This is a genomic window from Streptomyces sp. TAA204 (assembly GCF_000424965.1).
Window position 1 is genome coordinate 505843 of record NZ_AUKW01000001.1, and the last position, 15810, is coordinate 521652.

Sequence of the window (15810 nt, forward strand, 5' to 3'; positions counted from 1 at the left end):
GTTCACAACCGGGTAGCCCTGCTGCCGCCGTGCAAACCGGCTCCCCCGGGACGCGGTTGGCCGCACGGCGAGTTCGCCGCCGGGAGCGGCTGCGCGGATCATGGGTCCATGGACGCAGCCAGCGACGGACCGGTCTCCCGCCCGCGCGTCACGGTGCCGCGCCCCGCGGCGTTCTGGCTGGTGGCGGCGGCGTTCGCGGTGACGATGATGGGCACCACCCTGCCCACGCCGCTGTATGTGCTCTACCAGGGCGAACTGCGCTTCTCCACACTGATGATCACGGTGATCTACGCCGTGTACGCGGTGGGAGTGCTCGGCGCCCTGCTGCTCTTCGGCCGGGTCTCGGACCAGATCGGCCGCCGGCGTGCCCTGCTGCCGGGTCTGGCCGCCTCCATGCTCAGCGCGGTGGTCTTCCTGGCGGCCGATGATCTGGTGCTGCTCTTCACGGGACGGGTGCTGTCCGGGCTGTCGGCGGGCGTCTTCACCGGTACGGCCACGGCCGCGCTCGTCGACCTGGCCGGCGAGGAGAACACCGAGCGCGCCAGCCTGGTGGCGACGGCTGTGAACATGGGCGGACTGGGCAGCGGCCCGCTGCTGGCCGGGCTGCTCGCCGAACTCGCCCCGGCGCCACTGCGTCTGCCCTACGCCGTCGATCTCGTCCTGCTGGTCCTCGTCACGGCCGGGGTGTGGTGGTTCGTGCCGGAGACGGTCGAGGGTGCCGCCCGCCGTCCGCGGCTGAGGCCGTCCAGGCCCGGTGTGCCGCCCGAGGTGCGCGGCGTGTTCGTACGCGCGGCGACCGCGGGTTTCGCGGGGTTCGCGGTGCTCGGCCTGTTCACCGCGGTCGCACCGTCATTCCTGGGGGAGGTGCTCGGCCTGCACAGCTTCGCGCTCTCCGGGAGCGTCGTCGCCTCGGTCTTCGCCGCCTCGACCGTCGGACAGATCGTGCTCGTGCCGCGGTTCGGGGAGGCGTCGCTGCCGGTGGGCTGTGCGGGGCTCGTCGCCGGGATGGGCCTGCTGACGGCGGGACTCGCCCTGGAGTCCTTCCCGCTCGTCCTCATCGCGGGGATGGTGGCGGGGCTGGGCCAGGGTATGAGCTTCCGCGCCGGTCTGACAGCCGTCAACGCAAGGGCACCGTTCGCCCAACGGGCCGGTGTGGCCTCGACGTTCTTCGTCGTCATCTACGTCGCGCTGTCGCTGCCGGTGATCGGCGAGGGGGTCGCGACCGACGCGGTGGGGCTGCGCGCGGCCGGTATCGGCTTCAGCGTCGCGGTCGCCGTGCTGGCCGGGTCGGTGCTGGCCGCGCAGGTACGGGCGGGGCGAGGGGCCTGACGTGCCGCTGCGGGGAGCGGTGTCAGTACCGCACGTGCTTGCCGCCGTCCACGATCACCGTCTCGCCGGTCACCAAGTCCATTCCCAGCAGCCCGAGTACGGCCTGCGCCACATGGCCTGCTTCCGCCGTACGCCGAAGCGGGACGCTCCTGCGTTCGGCCTCCGCCCGCTCGGCGAAACCCTCCTCTCCGTGCAGACCGGTCTGCCAGCGGGTCGCGACCGTGCCGGGGGCGACGGCGTTGACGCGTACCTCGGGAGCGAGGGCGCTCGCGAGGTTCCGGGTGAGCTGGAGCATCGCCGCCTTGCTCACGCCGTAGGCGATCGACGAACCGCCCGCGCGGTAGGCGGAGATGGAGGAGATGTTCACGACCGCTCCCCCACTCTCGCGCAGCGCGGGCGCGAACGCCCGCACGGTACGGAAGGCCCCCACGACGTTGACGTCCAGCAGTTCGTGCCAGATGTCGTCGCCCAGCCCCTCCAGGTCCCCCTCGGGGACGGGGCGGGTGGTGCCCGCGTTGTTGACCAGTACATCCACCCGCCCGAACCGCTCCAGCACCTTCTCCGCGAAGCTCCGCACGGCCGCGTCGTCGGACACGTCGGCCCGGGCCGCCACGATCTCGCAGCCCCGTGCGGCCCCCTCACGGGCCAGGGCGTCCGCGGCGTCGGCCGACCGCGTCCAGCTCGCGGCGACGCCGCGCACGCCGGCGTCCGCGAGGGCGAGAGCCGTGGCCCGTCCGATGCCGGTGCAGCCGCCGGTGACGACGGCGACCTTGTCCCGCAACTCCATGGCTCCTCTGCCTTTCCCTCGTCCCTCGTCCGTCCGCGTCCGTGTCCGTTCTCGTCCCCGGCCCGTCGCCCGTCGTCAGTCGCCTGTCGTCAGTCGGACTTCGCCGCGGGCGGCGTCCCTCCCGCCGGAGCAGGTCCGCCGGGGCTCGCCGGTGCGTACTCCTCCAGTGTCACGTCCATCTCGCGGGACTCCTTGGAGTAGAGGAACGCGATCAGGGAGACCACGGCCGTCGCCGCCATGAACACCGCGACGAGCCACGGGTCGCCGTCCGCGTAGCCCAGCAGCGCGGCCGCGATGAACGGTGAGAAGCCGGCGAGCGCGGCACCGATCTCCCGGGAGGCCGCGAATCCCGTGTACCGCACGCGCGCCCCGAACAGCTCGGCGTAGAAGGCGGGTTGTACGGCGATCATCGGCGCCAGGCCGAGCGAGGTGGCCACGATCATCGCCAGCCAGATGACGACGGGGACGCCGGTGTCCAGGAGCATGAAGAACGGATACGCGAACAGCCCGGTGAAGATCACGCTGAAGAGGTTCAGCGGCCGTCGTCCGATGCGGTCGGAGAGGCCGCCGTACACCGGCTGCAGGGCGATGACGACGAGCCCGAAGGAGATCACCCCGGTCAGGGCCACCCACCTGGGCTGATCGACCTGCACCGTCAGGTACGACACGGAGAACGTGGCGTAGATGTACACGACGGAGGTGTCGCAGATGTGCGCGCCGATCCCCACCAGGAAGCTGCGGGGGTAGCGGCGCAGCGCCTCCCTGATCGGGAGCCTGACCACTTTCTGCTTCTCCTTCATCTGCGTGAACACCGGGGATTCGGCGACTCGCAGACGCAGATAGAGCGACACGGCGATCAGCACGAAGCTGAAGAGGAAGGGCAGCCGCCATGCCCACGCCTGCTGGGTCGCCTCCGGCAGCAGCCCCACGAACAGGAAGACGACCATGCCGAGGACGAGCCCGATCTGCACGCCCATCTGAGCGAACGACGCGTAGAAGCCGCGCTTGCGGGCGGGTGCGTGCTCGGCGAGGAGCGTCGAGGCGCCGCCGAACTCGGCGCCCGCACCCAGCCCCTGGAAGACGCGCATCAGCGTGAGCAGCAGCGGGGCCGCGAGACCGATCGAGTCATAGGTGGGCAGGAGACCGATCAGGCCGGTGGACAGCCCCATCACCAGCGTCGTCAGTACGAGCGTCGAGCGGCGCCCGATGCGGTCGCCCAGCGCCCCGAAGAAGAAGCCGCCGACGGGGCGGAAGACGAACCCGACACCGAAGGTGGCGAGGCCGATGAGCGTGCCCATGGCCGGGTCGTCCTGGACGAAGAAGAGGTCGTTGAAGACGAGCACGACCGCTGTGCCGTAGATGAAGAAGTCGTACCACTCGAGCGCGGTGCCGACGACGGACGCGGTGACCACGCGCCGCAGTTCGCTGTCGGTCCGTATGTTCCTCGTGGTGGGGGGTGGTGGTGCTTCCTGGGACATCGTCGTCTCCTCAAGGATCTGCGTGGTCCCCCTGGTCGCCGTACGGTCCGGGCTTCCCGCCGTCCTGGCCGTCCCCGTCGGCGGTGCCCTTGAGCGCCAGCAGTTCCTCCCACGTCCGCTGCGGAAGCGGGATGCCGTGCCGGCGCCGGTACTCCTGCGTTCGCTCCTCCGGCTCCCCCGGAACCAGTACTTCCTCCCCGCCCTCGGACGGCTCCGTCCGGGCCAGCTCCGCGCAGAACTCCTCGGTCTGCGCGCGGAATTCGGCGAGCGGGACGAACGCGTCGATCCGTACGCCGATCAGCACCGTGCCGAAGTGGCCTTCGTAGCCGGGCATGCTGGAGATGCCCGCGCGGCTGAGCAGTCCGCCCACGATCTCGATGACGACGCTCAGCCCGTATCCCTTGTGACCGCCGAAGGGCAGCAGCGCACCGCCCCGGTAGAAGTCGCCGGGATCGCGGGAGCCCGCGCCGGCGGAGTCGAGCAGCAGCCCCTCCGCCACGGACAGTCCCCGCGTCCGGGCGAGGGCCAGCTTGCCCTCGGCGACGGCGGCGGTGGCCCAGTCCATGACGAGCGGTGCCCGCCCCTCCGCGCGGGGCAGCCCCCACGACATCGGGTTGGTGCCCAGACGGCGCTCTCTGCCGCCGTACGGGGCGACCGTGGCGTCGGCGTTCGAGAGCGCGAGGGCCACCAGGCCCGCGTCGGCCAGCCGGGCGGTGTACTCGCCGAGCCTGCCGATGTGGTTGCAGTTCTCCACGGTGACGACGCCGACGGCGAACTCCTCGCACAGCGAGAGCAGTTCGCCGGTGGCGAGGCCGGCGGCGAGCTGCCCGAAGGCGCGCTCGCCGTCGATGACGGCGGTCGCTCCCCGGCGGGAGAGGAGGCGTCCGGTCCGGGCGGGGTCGATCAGTCCTTCCCGTACGGCCGCGAGGTAGCCCGGGAGCCGCCGCACACCGTGCGAGTCGTGTCCCAGAAGGTTCGAGGCCACCAGCGAGTCCGCCACGGAGCGCGCGGACCGAGGCGCAAGGCCGGCCTCTTCCAGCAGCTGTGCCGCCAGCCCGGTCAGCTCCCGCGCACCGGTCGACCGCTCTGCGTCGCTCCCTGTCTGCGTACTCACACCACTGCCGCCTTCGTCACAGCTCAGTATTCCGTGTGAAGGAATTCCGTTCCGGAAAACCTGATGTGCCGAGATGCTGCCACAGCCCCGGACGGCTGGGAACCCACCGCGCAGCAGGAAGACACGGCGCACCTTTTGCGCAGTTTTCCGGGCATTCCTGCCTTCCGTGTACGCGGAAGGCACGCTACGGGGCTGGCTAGACTGGGGCGATGGCCAGTGAGGCGCGGCGTACGGCGGCGGACAAGACGCTCGACGTGCTGGAAGCCCTGGCGCAGCACCGGAGCATCGCGGAGATCTCCGAAGTCACCGCACTGCCCAAGCCCACCGTCCACCGCATCCTGCAGACCCTCGTCGAGCGCGGATTCGCCCGCTACCTGGGCCGCGGCAGCTACGCCACCGGCCCCCGCATACTCACCCTCGTCGGCAGTCACCAGCGCGAGGTCGACCTGCCCAAGCAGGCGTGGCCGACGCTGGAGGAACTGCGCGAAGAGACGGACTGGACGGTCCACTTCGCCCTGCTCACCGGCGACGAGGCGGTGTACGCGGCCAAGCTGGAGGGCGACAAGCCCTACCGGCTGGCCTCCCGCGTGGGTATGAGCCTCACGCTGCACTCCACGTCCGTGGGGAAGTCCGTACTGGCCTCCCTGCCGGAGGAGTCGGTGCTCGCGCTCCTCAAGCGCACCGGCATGCCCGCGCGTACGGACCGCACGCACACCGACCCCGCGAAGCTGCTCGACGAACTCGGGACCGTCCGCGAACGCGGATACGCCGAGGACCACGAGGAGAACGAGTCCGGTGTCATCGCCGTCGGCGCACCCGTCTTCGACCACTCGGGGCTGGCCGTCGGCGGCATGAGCGCCGCCACCCTCAGCACCTTCTCCGACGCCGCGTCCCTGACCCGGAGCGGGGAGGCCGTCGCCGCGGCGGCCAAGCGCTTCTCCCTGACGCTGGGCGCCCCCGCGCACCGCTGCGGTCTCACCCCGCGCCGGCCTGATGCCGTATGACGCCACCCCGGCGGCCCTCCGGGCGGACGGCGTCCCGGTGGCCGGTGCTCCTCGCCGTACTGCTGACCCTGCTGGGTGGCTCCGCCCTCTCCGCCCCGGCTCCCGGCGGCACGAAGGCCGCCGGCAGCACGCTCTCGGCGGTCTTCGGGCAGGACGCGCACAGCACACATGACGACGGGTACGCCCACCGTCCCGCCCAGAACCTGGCGCACCTGCGCGGCCTGCTCACGCACCCGCCGCAGACCGCCGAGCACTCCGCCCCGCCGCTGCTCACCGCCGGGCAGCAGGAGGAGAAGGCGCAGCGCGGTTCCGTAGCGCCGCCGCGCACCGCCGTCACCGCCGCTCACCTCACGCAGCACCCACCCCGGCACGGCCGGGCACCGCCACTTCGCACAGGCATCTGACACCTCACCATTCGTCATCCCCGCCACCGCGGCCCCGCACCGGGGCGCGGTGCGTCTGTGCTGGAGGAAAACCCCATGACTCGCGCCAACAAGGTGCGGGCGCTGGTCGCGCTTGCCGTGACGGCACTCGCCGCGATCATCGCCGTGACACAACAGCCCCGCCTGGGCATCGATCTGCGCGGCGGAACGCAGATCGTTCTGGAGGCCCGCGACTCCGCCGCCGCGGACGCGACACCCGCGACCACCGACGACACGATGGAGGTGCTGCGCCAGCGCGTCGACGCGCTGGGCGTCGCCGAACCCACACTCGTACGCTCCGGAGACACCCGCATCATCGTCGAACTCCCCGGACTCCAGGACCCGCAGGAGGCCGCCGAAGTCCTCGGACGTACGGCACAGCTCACCTTCCACCCCGTGAAGGACGCGCCGCCCAAGGACTCCGCGCGTCCGCAGCTCGGCCGCGCCGCCATGACCGGCGAGCAGGTCGACTCCGCCGCGGCGTCCTTCGACTCCCAGCAGGGCTCGGGCTGGTTCGTCGACATCGGCTTCCGCGAGGCGGGCAGGGAGACCTGGTCGGAGCTGACGGGTAAGGCCGCCTGCTCCCCCGCGGGCGATCCGCAGCGGCGGGTGGCGATCGTGCTGGACGAGAAGGTGATCTCGTCCCCGCAGATCGACCCGGACGTCGCCTGCGGCCAGGGCATCGCGGGCGGGAACACCCGGATCACGGGCAGCTTCAGCGAGCAGGAGGCTCAGGAACTCGCCACGCTCATCGAGGGCGGCGCCCTTCCGGTGCCGGTCGAGGTGATCGAGCAGCGGGTCGTCGGTCCCACGCTGGGCGCCGACGCGATCGACGCGAGCGCGTGGGCCGCGGTGATCGGCACGCTGCTCACCTCGGCGTTCGTCGTCTGCGTCTACCGGCTGCTCGGCGCGCTCACCGCGGTCGGCCTGCTGTGCTACGGGCTGATCTCCTACGCGGCGCTGCTGGCGTTCGGGGCCACCCTGACCCTGCCGGGCCTGGCCGGGCTCGTCCTCGCGATCGGCATGGCCGTCGACGCCAACGTCCTCGTCTTCGAACGGGCCCGCGAGGAGTACGCGACCGGGCGGGGCCGGAGCATCCGTACCGCGGCGGCGAAAGGCTTCCGCGGCGCCTTCGCCGCGATCGTCGACTCCAACGTCACCACGCTGCTCGCGGCGCTGCTGCTGTTCACCCTCGCCTCCGGGCCCGTGCGCGGGTTCGGGGTCACGCTCTCGATCGGGGTGCTCGCCTCGATGTTCAGCGCCCTGGTCGTCACCCGGGCGCTGGCCGAGTTCGCGACGGGCCGCCGTGCCGTGCGCGCCCGCCCGAAGGTGACGGGACTGACGGGGCTGGGCCGTGTACGCACCCGCCTCTCGAAGCGGAACCCTGACTGGATGCGGCACGGCCGCCGCTGGCTCGCCGTCTCCGCCGCCGCCCTCGTTCTGGCCGTCGCGGGAATCGTGCTGCGCGGCCTGGACCTCGGCGTCGAGTTCACCGGCGGCCGGCTGGTCGAGTACTCAACGGCCACGGCCGTCGATCCGGAACGGGCACGCACCGCGCTCGCCGACGCCGGCCTGCCGGACGCACTCGTACAGAGCTCGGGCGGTGAGGAGATCTCGGTGCGCGCCGAGAAGCTCTCCGACGCCGAGCAGGAGACGGTGCGTTCGGCGCTTGCCGGGCTGGGCGGGGACGCGGAGAAGGTGCGCGACGAGATGTTCGGACCGAGCCTCGGCGACGAACTGCGCCGCAACGCGCTGACCGCACTGGCGGTGGCGCTCTCGGCCCAGCTGGCCTACCTGGCATTCCGGTTCCGCTGGACCTTCGCGGCGGCCTCGGTGCTCGCGCTCGCCCACGACGCCGTGCTGGTCGTCGGGGCGTTCGCCTGGCTGGGCAAGCCCGTCGACGGAGTCTTCCTGGCCGCGCTGCTGACCGTCATCGGCTACTCGGTCAACGACTCCGTCGTCGTCTTCGACAGGGTCCGCTCCGAGTGGCATGCGGGACGGAAGAGCCAGGACTCCTTCCGCGGCGTCGTCAACAGCGCGGTCGTACGGACGGTGCCGCGCACCCTCAACACGGGCGTCGGTGCGCTCGCGATCGTCGCCGCGCTCGCGGTGCTGGGCGGTGACTCGCTCAACGACTTCGCCGTCGCCCTGCTGATCGGCGTCGCGGCCGGCTCGTACTCGTCGCTGTTCGTCGGTGCGCCGCTCGCGGTCGAACTGGAGGCCCGCAGGAACGTCCCGCCGCCGCGTCCTCCGCGCGGACCGGCCGCGGGGCGGCGGAGGGAGAGGCCCTCCGGGGACAACGGCGCCCGCGTCTGACACCGGCACGTGCCCGTACAGGCACGCGCGCGCTCGCACACCCGCGCACACGCCGAGGGCGGCATCCCTTCTCCGGGATGCCGCCCTCGGTACGTGAACTCCCGCCGGGGGAGCGACCACTGACCGCCGCGCGATCAGAAGTCCATGCCACCGCCCATGCCACCGGTCGGGTCGGCCGCACCCGCGGCCGCCTTCTCCGGCTTGTCGGCGATGACGGCCTCCGTCGTCAGGAACAGCGCCGCGATCGAGGCGGCGTTCTGCAGCGCGGAACGGGTCACCTTGGCCGGGTCGTTGATGCCCTCGGCGAGCATGTCGACGTACTCACCGGTGGCCGCGTTCAGGCCGTGGCCCGGCTTCAGGTTGCGCACCTTCTCCGTCACGACGCCGCCCTCGAGACCGGCGTTGACCGCGATCTGCTTGAGCGGAGCCTCCAGGGCGTACTTGACGGCCTGGGCGCCGGTCGCCTCGTCACCTTCGAGGTCCAGCTTCTCGAAGACGCTGGCCGCCTGGAGCAGAGCCACGCCACCACCGGCGACGATGCCCTCCTCGACGGCGGCCTTGGCGTTGCGCACCGCGTCCTCGATGCGGTGCTTGCGCTCCTTCAGCTCGACCTCGGTGGCGGCACCGGCCTTGATGACGGCGACGCCGCCGGCCAGCTTCGCCAGACGCTCCTGGAGCTTCTCGCGGTCGTAGTCCGAGTCGGAGTTGTCGATCTCGGCACGGATCTGCGCGACGCGGCCGGCGACCTGGTCGCTCTCGCCCGCACCGTCGACGATCGTGGTCTCGTCCTTGGTGATGACGACCTTGCGGGCGCGGCCCAGCAGCTCCAGACCGGCGTTCTCCAGCTTGAGGCCGACCTCCTCGGAGATGACGGTGCCACCGGTGAGGATGGCGATGTCACCGAGCATGGCCTTGCGGCGGTCGCCGAAGCCCGGGGCCTTGACGGCGACGGACTTGAAGGTGCCGCGGATCTTGTTGACGACCAGCGTGGAGAGCGCCTCGCCCTCGACGTCCTCGGAGATGATCAGCAGCGGCTTGCCGGACTGCATGACCTTCTCCAGCAGCGGAAGGAGGTCCTTCACGTTGCTGATCTTGGAGTTGACGATGAGGATGTAGGGGTCCTCGAGCTCCGCCTCCATGCGCTCCATGTCGGTGGCGAAGTACGCGGAGATGTAGCCCTTGTCGAAGCGCATGCCCTCGGTGAGCTCCAGCTCCAGCCCGAAGGTCTGCGACTCCTCGACGGTGATGACGCCTTCCTTGCCGACCTTGTCCATCGCCTCGGCGATGAGCTCGCCGATCTGCGGGTCGCCGGCGGAGATGGAGGCCGTGGAGGCGATCTGCTCCTTGGTCTCCACGTCCTTGGCCTGCTCCAGCAGGGCGGCGGAGACGGCCTCGGTGGCACGCTCGATGCCGCGCTTGAGGGCCATCGGGTTGGCGCCGGCGGCGACGTTGCGCAGGCCCTCCTTGACGAGCGCCTGGGCCAGGACGGTCGCGGTCGTCGTGCCGTCACCGGCGACGTCGTCCGTCTTCTTCGCGACCTCCTTGACCAGCTCGGCGCCGATCTTCTCGTAGGAGTCCTCGAGCTCGATCTCCTTGGCGATGGAGACACCGTCGTTGGTGATCGTGGGGGCGCCCCACTTCTTCTCCAGCACGACGTTCCGGCCCTTGGGGCCGAGCGTGACCTTGACGGCGTCGGCGAGCTGGTTCATCCCGCGCTCGAGGCCGCGCCGCGCCTCCTCGTCGAACGCGATGATCTTGGCCATGTGAAGTGGTCCCTCCCGGACTGGGGATCCCCCTGCACAACCAGGGGACGGGTAATACCGGACCGCGCTGGCGCCCGCGACGGACGGCCCGCAACCGTGTGGTTCCTTGCTCCACCGGCGAAACGAGCCTCACCGACCCGGTCCTTGACTGTCACTCTCACTCGTAGAGTGCTAACGCAATGATTAGCACTCGACCCCTGCGAGTGCAAGCGCCCTGGGCAGCACGCCGGGCGATCGGGACACACCGCCCGCACCGGGAGAGAGCGCACACGGCACGCGGCCCCGCCCACGCCGGCCCTGGCCACGGCCCGGAGGGCGCAGTTCCGCGGCCCACGCCGGAGGGGCCGTACCCCTGCCGGGGTACGGCCCCTCCACACGGCTGTGTTGAAGCTCGTTGAAACTCTGCGCAGTTCGGTCGGCGCTCAGGCAGTCACACGGACCATGTCCGCCTGCGGCCCCTTCTGCCCCTGCGAGATCTCGAACTCGACCCGCTGCCCTTCGTCCAGGGTGCGGTACCCGTCCATCTGGATCGCGCTGTAGTGCACGAACACGTCCGCACCACCGTCGACCGCGATGAAGCCGTATCCCTTCTCCGCGTTGAACCACTTGACGGTGCCCTGAGCCATGCCCAACTCCCCTATTACTGGCCCTTGCACGGGCCCGCACTTCACGAACCCGGGTCAGACCCCACCTCCGGCACCACGTCCGGAAAGGGCGGAGGCGTGCGCCGGAAGGCGTCGACCGCCGCTGAATGTATCTGGACGGACGCCCTCTGCAACAGGTCATGAGGACGAGAATTCTGAGCCCCCGGAGAGGGGTCGAATGCCCGCGATCCAAGAGGAATCGGGGCAAGCGGGGCCAGGCATAGGGCACCAACACGACAATTGCGACCAGGAATTCACAGGCAAGTTGTCGCGTTCTCATATGCGCCCGGCACGTGCCCCGGCCGGTCACGGGGATGGGATCGTGCGCAACCCTATCGCGTCTCCAGACACGGAACCGCCCCCTCCGTTTTGCGCCCTGCCTGGAGGAGGCGGTCCGACGCTAGGTCAACGGCGCCGGCCGCGGAGGGCCTTCACCGACCTCTCACGACCTCAGCAGCCACCCGCCACGGCCGGGATGATGGAGACACCCGCGCCGTCCGGGGTCGGCGTCTGAAGACCCTGCTCGAAACGGACATCGTCGTCGTTGACGTACACGTTGACGAACCGGCGCAGCTTGCCGGAGTCGTCCAGCACGCGCGCGCCGATGCCGGTGTGGTTCTTCTCCAGATCCGCCAGCACCTCGGAGAGGGTCGCGCCCTCGGCGCTGACCTCGGCCTGGCCCCCGGTGTAGGTGCGCAGGATGGTCGGGATACGGACGTTCACGCTCATGATGCGAGACCAGCCTCTCGGAAGGAGTCCAGGTTGGGACGGATGACGGCGGACGGACCGGTGGTCGGCGCCACCGCGTCCAGGGTCTTCAGGCCGTCACCCGTGTTGAGGACGACGGTGGTGAGGGACGGATCGAGCCTGCCCTCCTCGATCAGCTTCTTCGTGACGCCGACGGTGACACCGCCCGCCGTCTCGGCGAAGATCCCCTCGGTCCGCGCCAGCAGCTTGATCGCGTCGACGATCTGCCCGTCGTCGACGTCCTCGACCGCACCGCCCGTACGGCGCGCGATGTCCAGCACGTACGGACCGTCGGCCGGGTTGCCGATGGCCAGCGACTTGGCGATGGTCTGCGGGCGGACGGGGCGCACGACGTCGTGCCCGTCCTTGAAGGCGCGGGAGACCGGCGAGCAGCCCTCCGCCTGGGCGCCGAAGATCTTGTACGGCCTGTCCTCGACGAGACCGAGCGCGATCAGCTCCTTGAGTCCCTTGTCGATCTTCGTGAGCTGGGAGCCGGAGGCGATGGGCACGACGAGCTGGTCGGGCAGCCGCCAGCCGAGCTGCTCGCAGATCTCGTAGGCGAGGGTCTTGGAGCCCTCCGCGTAGTACGGACGGAGGTTGACGTTGACGAAGCCCCACCCCTCGCCGGCCGGGTCGCCGATCAACTCCGAGCAGAAGCGGTTGACGTCGTCGTAGTTGCCCTCGATGCCGACCAGCTGACCGCCGTAGACAGCGGCCATGACGACCTTGCCCTGCTCCAGGTCGTGCGGGATGAACACGCACGAGCGCAGACCCGCGCGCGCCGCGGCGGCGCCGACGGCTCCCGCCAGGTTGCCCGTCGAGGAGCAGGAGAGGGTCGTGAAGCCGAAGGCACGCGCGGCCTCCACGGCGATGGCGACGACGCGGTCCTTGAAGGAGTGCGTCGGATTGCCCGAGTCGTCCTTGATGTGGAGGGAGCCGGTGACGCCCAGCTCACGGGCGAGCCGGCCGGCGTCGACGAGTTTGGTGAAGCCGGGGTTGATGCTGGGCTTGGAGGCCACGTCGGCGGGGACGGGCAGCAGCGGCGCGTAGCGCCAGATGCTGTCGGGGCCCGCCTCGATGCGCTCACGCAGCCCGGCGGGGTCGCCGCCGGGGAAGTCGTAGGCGATCTCCAGCGGCCCGAAACACTCCTCGCAGGCGAAGACCGGGCCGAGCGGCAGACGCTTCCCGCACTCGCGGCACGAGAGACCCGCGGCGGGGCCGAGCGACGGACCGGAGCCGGGTGCGGAGGCGGCGGAACGCTCGGGAGCAGCTTGAACAGCCATGATGTGGCGAGGCCCTTTCTCCTCATCTTCCTCATGACGTATCTCGCCAGGAGACGGACTTGGCACCTTCCCTAGCCGGGAGCCTCGCACTTGACATCAGCTTGGCGCTGTACGCGAGACCGGCTGGAGGGTTGCCGGGGCTTCAACGGGCCGTTCCCTCTGCCCCTCTGGATGAGCGGTGTGAAGTTGTCGACGGTGACGGCGCGGCACTGCCGCGGTGGCCGCCGGACGGACCCGGCGTGCGGTCGTCATCCGCGTTGTTCAAGACTGTAACCGACGGACCTGACCATTGAGACAGCCGTCCGAACCGCGAGACGGACCACGACGGGTCACAGGGAGTAGTGCGTGCTGGAGGAAGTCGAGCAGTGGCTGGGCCGGCGGTCCTTCTCGTCGGCCGATCGTCCCCTGGACGGGCTGCTGGCGGCAAAGCGCGCGTCGGGCACACGGGTGAGCGTCGTGCTTCCGGCGCTGAACGAGGAGCCGACCGTCGGCACGATCGTGTCGGTGATCCGGCGCGAGCTGATGCCGCCCCCGCCGGCCACGCGGCTCGTCGACGAACTGGTGGTGCTGGACTCCGGCTCCACGGACCGTACGGCCAGGACCGCGGCCGCGGCGGGCGCCCGGGTGGTCCACCGGGACGACGTGCTGCCGCGGCTGCCCGCGCTGCCCGGCAAGGGCGAGGTGCTGTGGCGTTCGCTGCTGGTGACGAGCGGCGACATCGTCTGCTTCGCCGACGCCGATCTGAGGGACTTCTCCGCCGGCTTCGTCTCCGGCGTCGTCGGGCCGCTGCTGACCGACCCCCGGCTGCGGCTCGTCAAGGCCATGTACGACCGTCCGCTCGGCGACGACCCGGCGGGCGGCGGACGCGTCACCGAACTCGTGGCACGCCCCCTGCTCAACCTCCACTGGCCGCGGCTCGCGGGCTTCGTGCAGCCGCTGAGCGGCGAGTACGCGGCCCGGCGCTCACTGCTGGAGACGCTGCCCTTCCCCGTGGGGTACGGCGTGGAGCTGGGCCTCCTCGTCGACTCGCTGCACGCCGCCGGGCTCGACGCCCTCGCCCAGGTCGACGTCGGCGTACGGCGCCACCGCCACCAGAGCGGGCAGGCTCTCGGCCGCATGGCGGCCGCGATACACCACACGGCACAGCTGCGCCTGGCACGGGGCGGCCACCTGGTCCGTCCGACGCTGACCCAGTTCGAACGCGACCGGCAGGGCGGCACACGCGGCGGCTTCGCACCGCGCAACCACTCCGTGGAGACGGTGGAGCGGCCCCCGATGCGCGAGATCGCCGAGTACGCGGCCCGCCGCGCGGCGTAGCCTTCGTCACGTTTGCCTGGATCTCCCGGCGGCTAAGCTCCGGCCATGGTCGTCGAACGCGCTTCCCAGCAGGTACAGGCCCGCGTACTGGTCGCGTCCAACCGGGGGCCCGTCTCCTACTCGGTCGCCGGCGACGGCTCCCTGTCCGTCAAGCGCGGCGGAGGCGGCCTCGTCTCCGGGCTCTCCGCGATCGGGGCGGACGGCGGGGACGACTCCGGCGGGGGCGGGGACGCCGTCTGGGTGTGCGCGGCGCTGGGCGACGGTGACCGGGAGGCCGTGCGCCGTACGGACGGCAGGCTCGACCCGCGGGAGACCGGCGGCCAGGCCGTACGGATGCTGGACATTCCCGCCGGCACCTTCACCGCCGCCTACAGCGGTGTCGCCAACTCCGTGCTCTGGTTCGTCCACCACATGCTCTACCAGACGCCTCTGGAGCCCTCCTTCGACGCGGAGTTCGAGGAGCAGTGGGCCGCGTACGAGCGCTACAACGCCGCGTTCGCCGACGCGCTCGCCGAGGACGCCGCCCCCGGCGCGAGCGTCCTGATCCAGGACTACCACCTGACGCTGGTGCCCGGTCTGCTCCGCGAACGCCGCCCCGACCTGCGCATCGGTCACTTCTCGCACACACCCTGGGCGCCGCCGGACTACTACCGGATGCTGCCCGACACCGTGGCGGGCCACGTGCTGCGCGGCGTCCTCGGCGCGGACCGTGCCGCGTTCCTGACCAGGCGCTGGGCCCAGGGCTTCGCGGACTGCTGCGTACGCGTACTGGGCGCCACCACCGCGGTGAACGGGACGACGGGCGAGCTGGAGGTCACCCTCGACGGCCGTACGACCCGCCTGGGAGTGCACGGGCTGGGCGCGGACGCGGAGTTCCTGCGCGAGCGTGCAGGGCGGGACGACGTCGAGGAGCGGATCGCCGCACTGCGCGAGGAGATCGGCACCGGCCCGGACGGGCAGCCGCGCCGGGCTCTCGTCCGCGTCGACCGCACCGAACTGTCCAAGAACATCGTGCGCGGGCTGCACGCCTACCGGCGCCTCCTCGCTGAACACCCCGAGTGGCGCGGGCGGGTCGTGCACCTCGCCCTCGCCTATCCCTCGCGGCAGGACCTGGCGGTCTACCGGGACTACATGGCCGAGGTCTCCCGCGTCGCCGACGAGATCAACTCCACGTACGGCACCACCGGGTGGACCCCGGTCGTGCTGTTCCTCAAGGACGACTTCGCGCGCTCGCTGGCGGCCTACCGGCTGGCGGACGTCGCCCTGGTCAACCCGATCCGGGACGGGATGAACCTCGTCGCCAAGGAGGTTCCCGTGGTCTCCGACGACGGCTGCGCGCTGGTGCTCTCGCGTGAAGCCGGCGCGTACGAGGAGCTGGGCGAGGACGCGATCGTGGTCAATCCCTACGACATCGCGGACACCGCCCGCGCGCTGCACGAGGCACTGACGATGGAGCACGACAGGCGGGCGGAGCGCACCAAGCGTCTCGCTGCGGCCGCCACGGCGCTGCCGCCGACGCGCTGGTTCCTGGACCAGCTCGACGCGCTGCGCGGCGGCCGGACCGCGTAGGGGCAGGGCGTAGGGGCAGGGGCAGCAGGCGGTCGGA

At 71.2% G+C, this 15810-nt stretch carries 13 protein-coding genes and 1 riboswitch; of the genes, 6 read left to right on the forward strand and 7 right to left on the reverse strand.

Annotated features, from left to right (window positions below):
• Positions 1 to 108 precede the first annotated feature (108 nt).
• On the forward strand, positions 109 to 1329 hold the full coding sequence (locus tag H343_RS0102160; RefSeq protein ID WP_028429794.1) for an MFS transporter: 1221 nt from the start codon (positions 109 to 111) through the stop codon (positions 1327 to 1329).
• Between the two features lie 22 nt (positions 1330 to 1351).
• Here H343_RS0102160 and H343_RS0102165 read toward each other — a convergent pair whose 3' ends face one another.
• The 3 genes from H343_RS0102165 to H343_RS0102175 form a co-directional block, all read right to left on the reverse strand.
• Positions 1352 to 2116, reverse strand: coding sequence for an SDR family oxidoreductase (locus tag H343_RS0102165; RefSeq protein WP_037901853.1), 765 nt, complete (start codon positions 2114 to 2116; stop codon positions 1352 to 1354).
• Between the two features lie 89 nt (positions 2117 to 2205).
• A complete protein-coding gene (locus tag H343_RS0102170; protein WP_051264456.1) occupies positions 2206 to 3594 on the reverse strand; it encodes an MFS transporter in 1389 nt (462 codons plus the stop codon).
• 10 nt (positions 3595 to 3604) lie between these two features.
• Positions 3605 to 4708, reverse strand: a complete 1104-nt coding sequence (locus tag H343_RS0102175) for an Ldh family oxidoreductase (protein ID WP_028429797.1) — start codon at positions 4706 to 4708, stop codon at positions 3605 to 3607.
• A 209-nt stretch (positions 4709 to 4917) separates the two neighbouring features.
• Here H343_RS0102175 and H343_RS28420 point away from each other — a divergent pair, with 209 nt between their 5' ends.
• The 3 genes from H343_RS28420 (at position 4918) to secD (ending at position 8450) form a co-directional block, all read left to right on the forward strand.
• Positions 4918 to 5712, forward strand: a complete 795-nt coding sequence (locus H343_RS28420; RefSeq protein WP_051264457.1) for an IclR family transcriptional regulator — start codon at positions 4918 to 4920, stop codon at positions 5710 to 5712.
• Complete coding sequence (locus H343_RS0102185) at positions 5709 to 6116, forward strand: hypothetical protein (RefSeq protein ID WP_158679496.1); 408 nt, start codon at positions 5709 to 5711, stop codon at positions 6114 to 6116. The genes H343_RS28420 and H343_RS0102185 overlap by 4 nt, the downstream gene beginning before the upstream one ends.
• A 75-nt stretch (positions 6117 to 6191) precedes the next feature.
• Positions 6192 to 8450: a protein translocase subunit SecD gene (gene secD, locus H343_RS0102190; protein ID WP_028429799.1), complete on the forward strand. Its 2259-nt coding sequence runs from the start codon at positions 6192 to 6194 to the stop codon at positions 8448 to 8450.
• Positions 8451 to 8584: 134 nt separating this feature from the next.
• Here secD and groL read toward each other — a convergent pair whose 3' ends face one another.
• The 4 genes from groL to thrC all read right to left on the reverse strand — a co-directional run bounded on the left by groL (position 8585) and on the right by thrC (position 12887).
• Positions 8585 to 10213, reverse strand: coding sequence for a chaperonin GroEL (gene groL / locus H343_RS0102195; RefSeq protein ID WP_028429800.1), 1629 nt, complete (start codon positions 10211 to 10213; stop codon positions 8585 to 8587).
• 422 nt (positions 10214 to 10635) lie between these two features.
• Positions 10636 to 10839 (reverse strand): cold-shock protein, encoded by a 204-nt coding sequence (locus tag H343_RS0102200; RefSeq protein ID WP_028429801.1) that lies wholly within the window; start codon positions 10837 to 10839, stop codon positions 10636 to 10638.
• 468 nt (positions 10840 to 11307) lie between these two features.
• The gene (locus H343_RS0102205) at positions 11308 to 11586 is read right to left on the reverse strand and encodes a MoaD/ThiS family protein (protein ID WP_028429802.1); all 279 of its coding nucleotides are present in this window, start codon (positions 11584 to 11586) and stop codon (positions 11308 to 11310) included.
• Positions 11583 to 12887, reverse strand: coding sequence for a threonine synthase (gene thrC / locus H343_RS0102210; RefSeq protein ID WP_028429803.1), 1305 nt, complete (start codon positions 12885 to 12887; stop codon positions 11583 to 11585). The genes H343_RS0102205 and thrC overlap by 4 nt, the downstream gene beginning before the upstream one ends.
• Positions 12888 to 12906: 19 nt before the next feature.
• A riboswitch (SAM riboswitch) is annotated at positions 12907 to 13065 on the reverse strand.
• Positions 13066 to 13232: 167 nt separating this feature from the next.
• On the opposite strand from thrC, the gene H343_RS0102215 reads away from it, so the two are divergent.
• Positions 13233 to 14204, forward strand: coding sequence for a glucosyl-3-phosphoglycerate synthase (locus H343_RS0102215; protein WP_028429804.1), 972 nt, complete (start codon positions 13233 to 13235; stop codon positions 14202 to 14204).
• Between the two features lie 45 nt (positions 14205 to 14249).
• On the forward strand, positions 14250 to 15773 hold the full coding sequence (locus tag H343_RS0102220; protein ID WP_028429805.1) for a trehalose-6-phosphate synthase: 1524 nt from the start codon (positions 14250 to 14252) through the stop codon (positions 15771 to 15773).
• Positions 15774 to 15810: the final 37 nt, after the last annotated feature.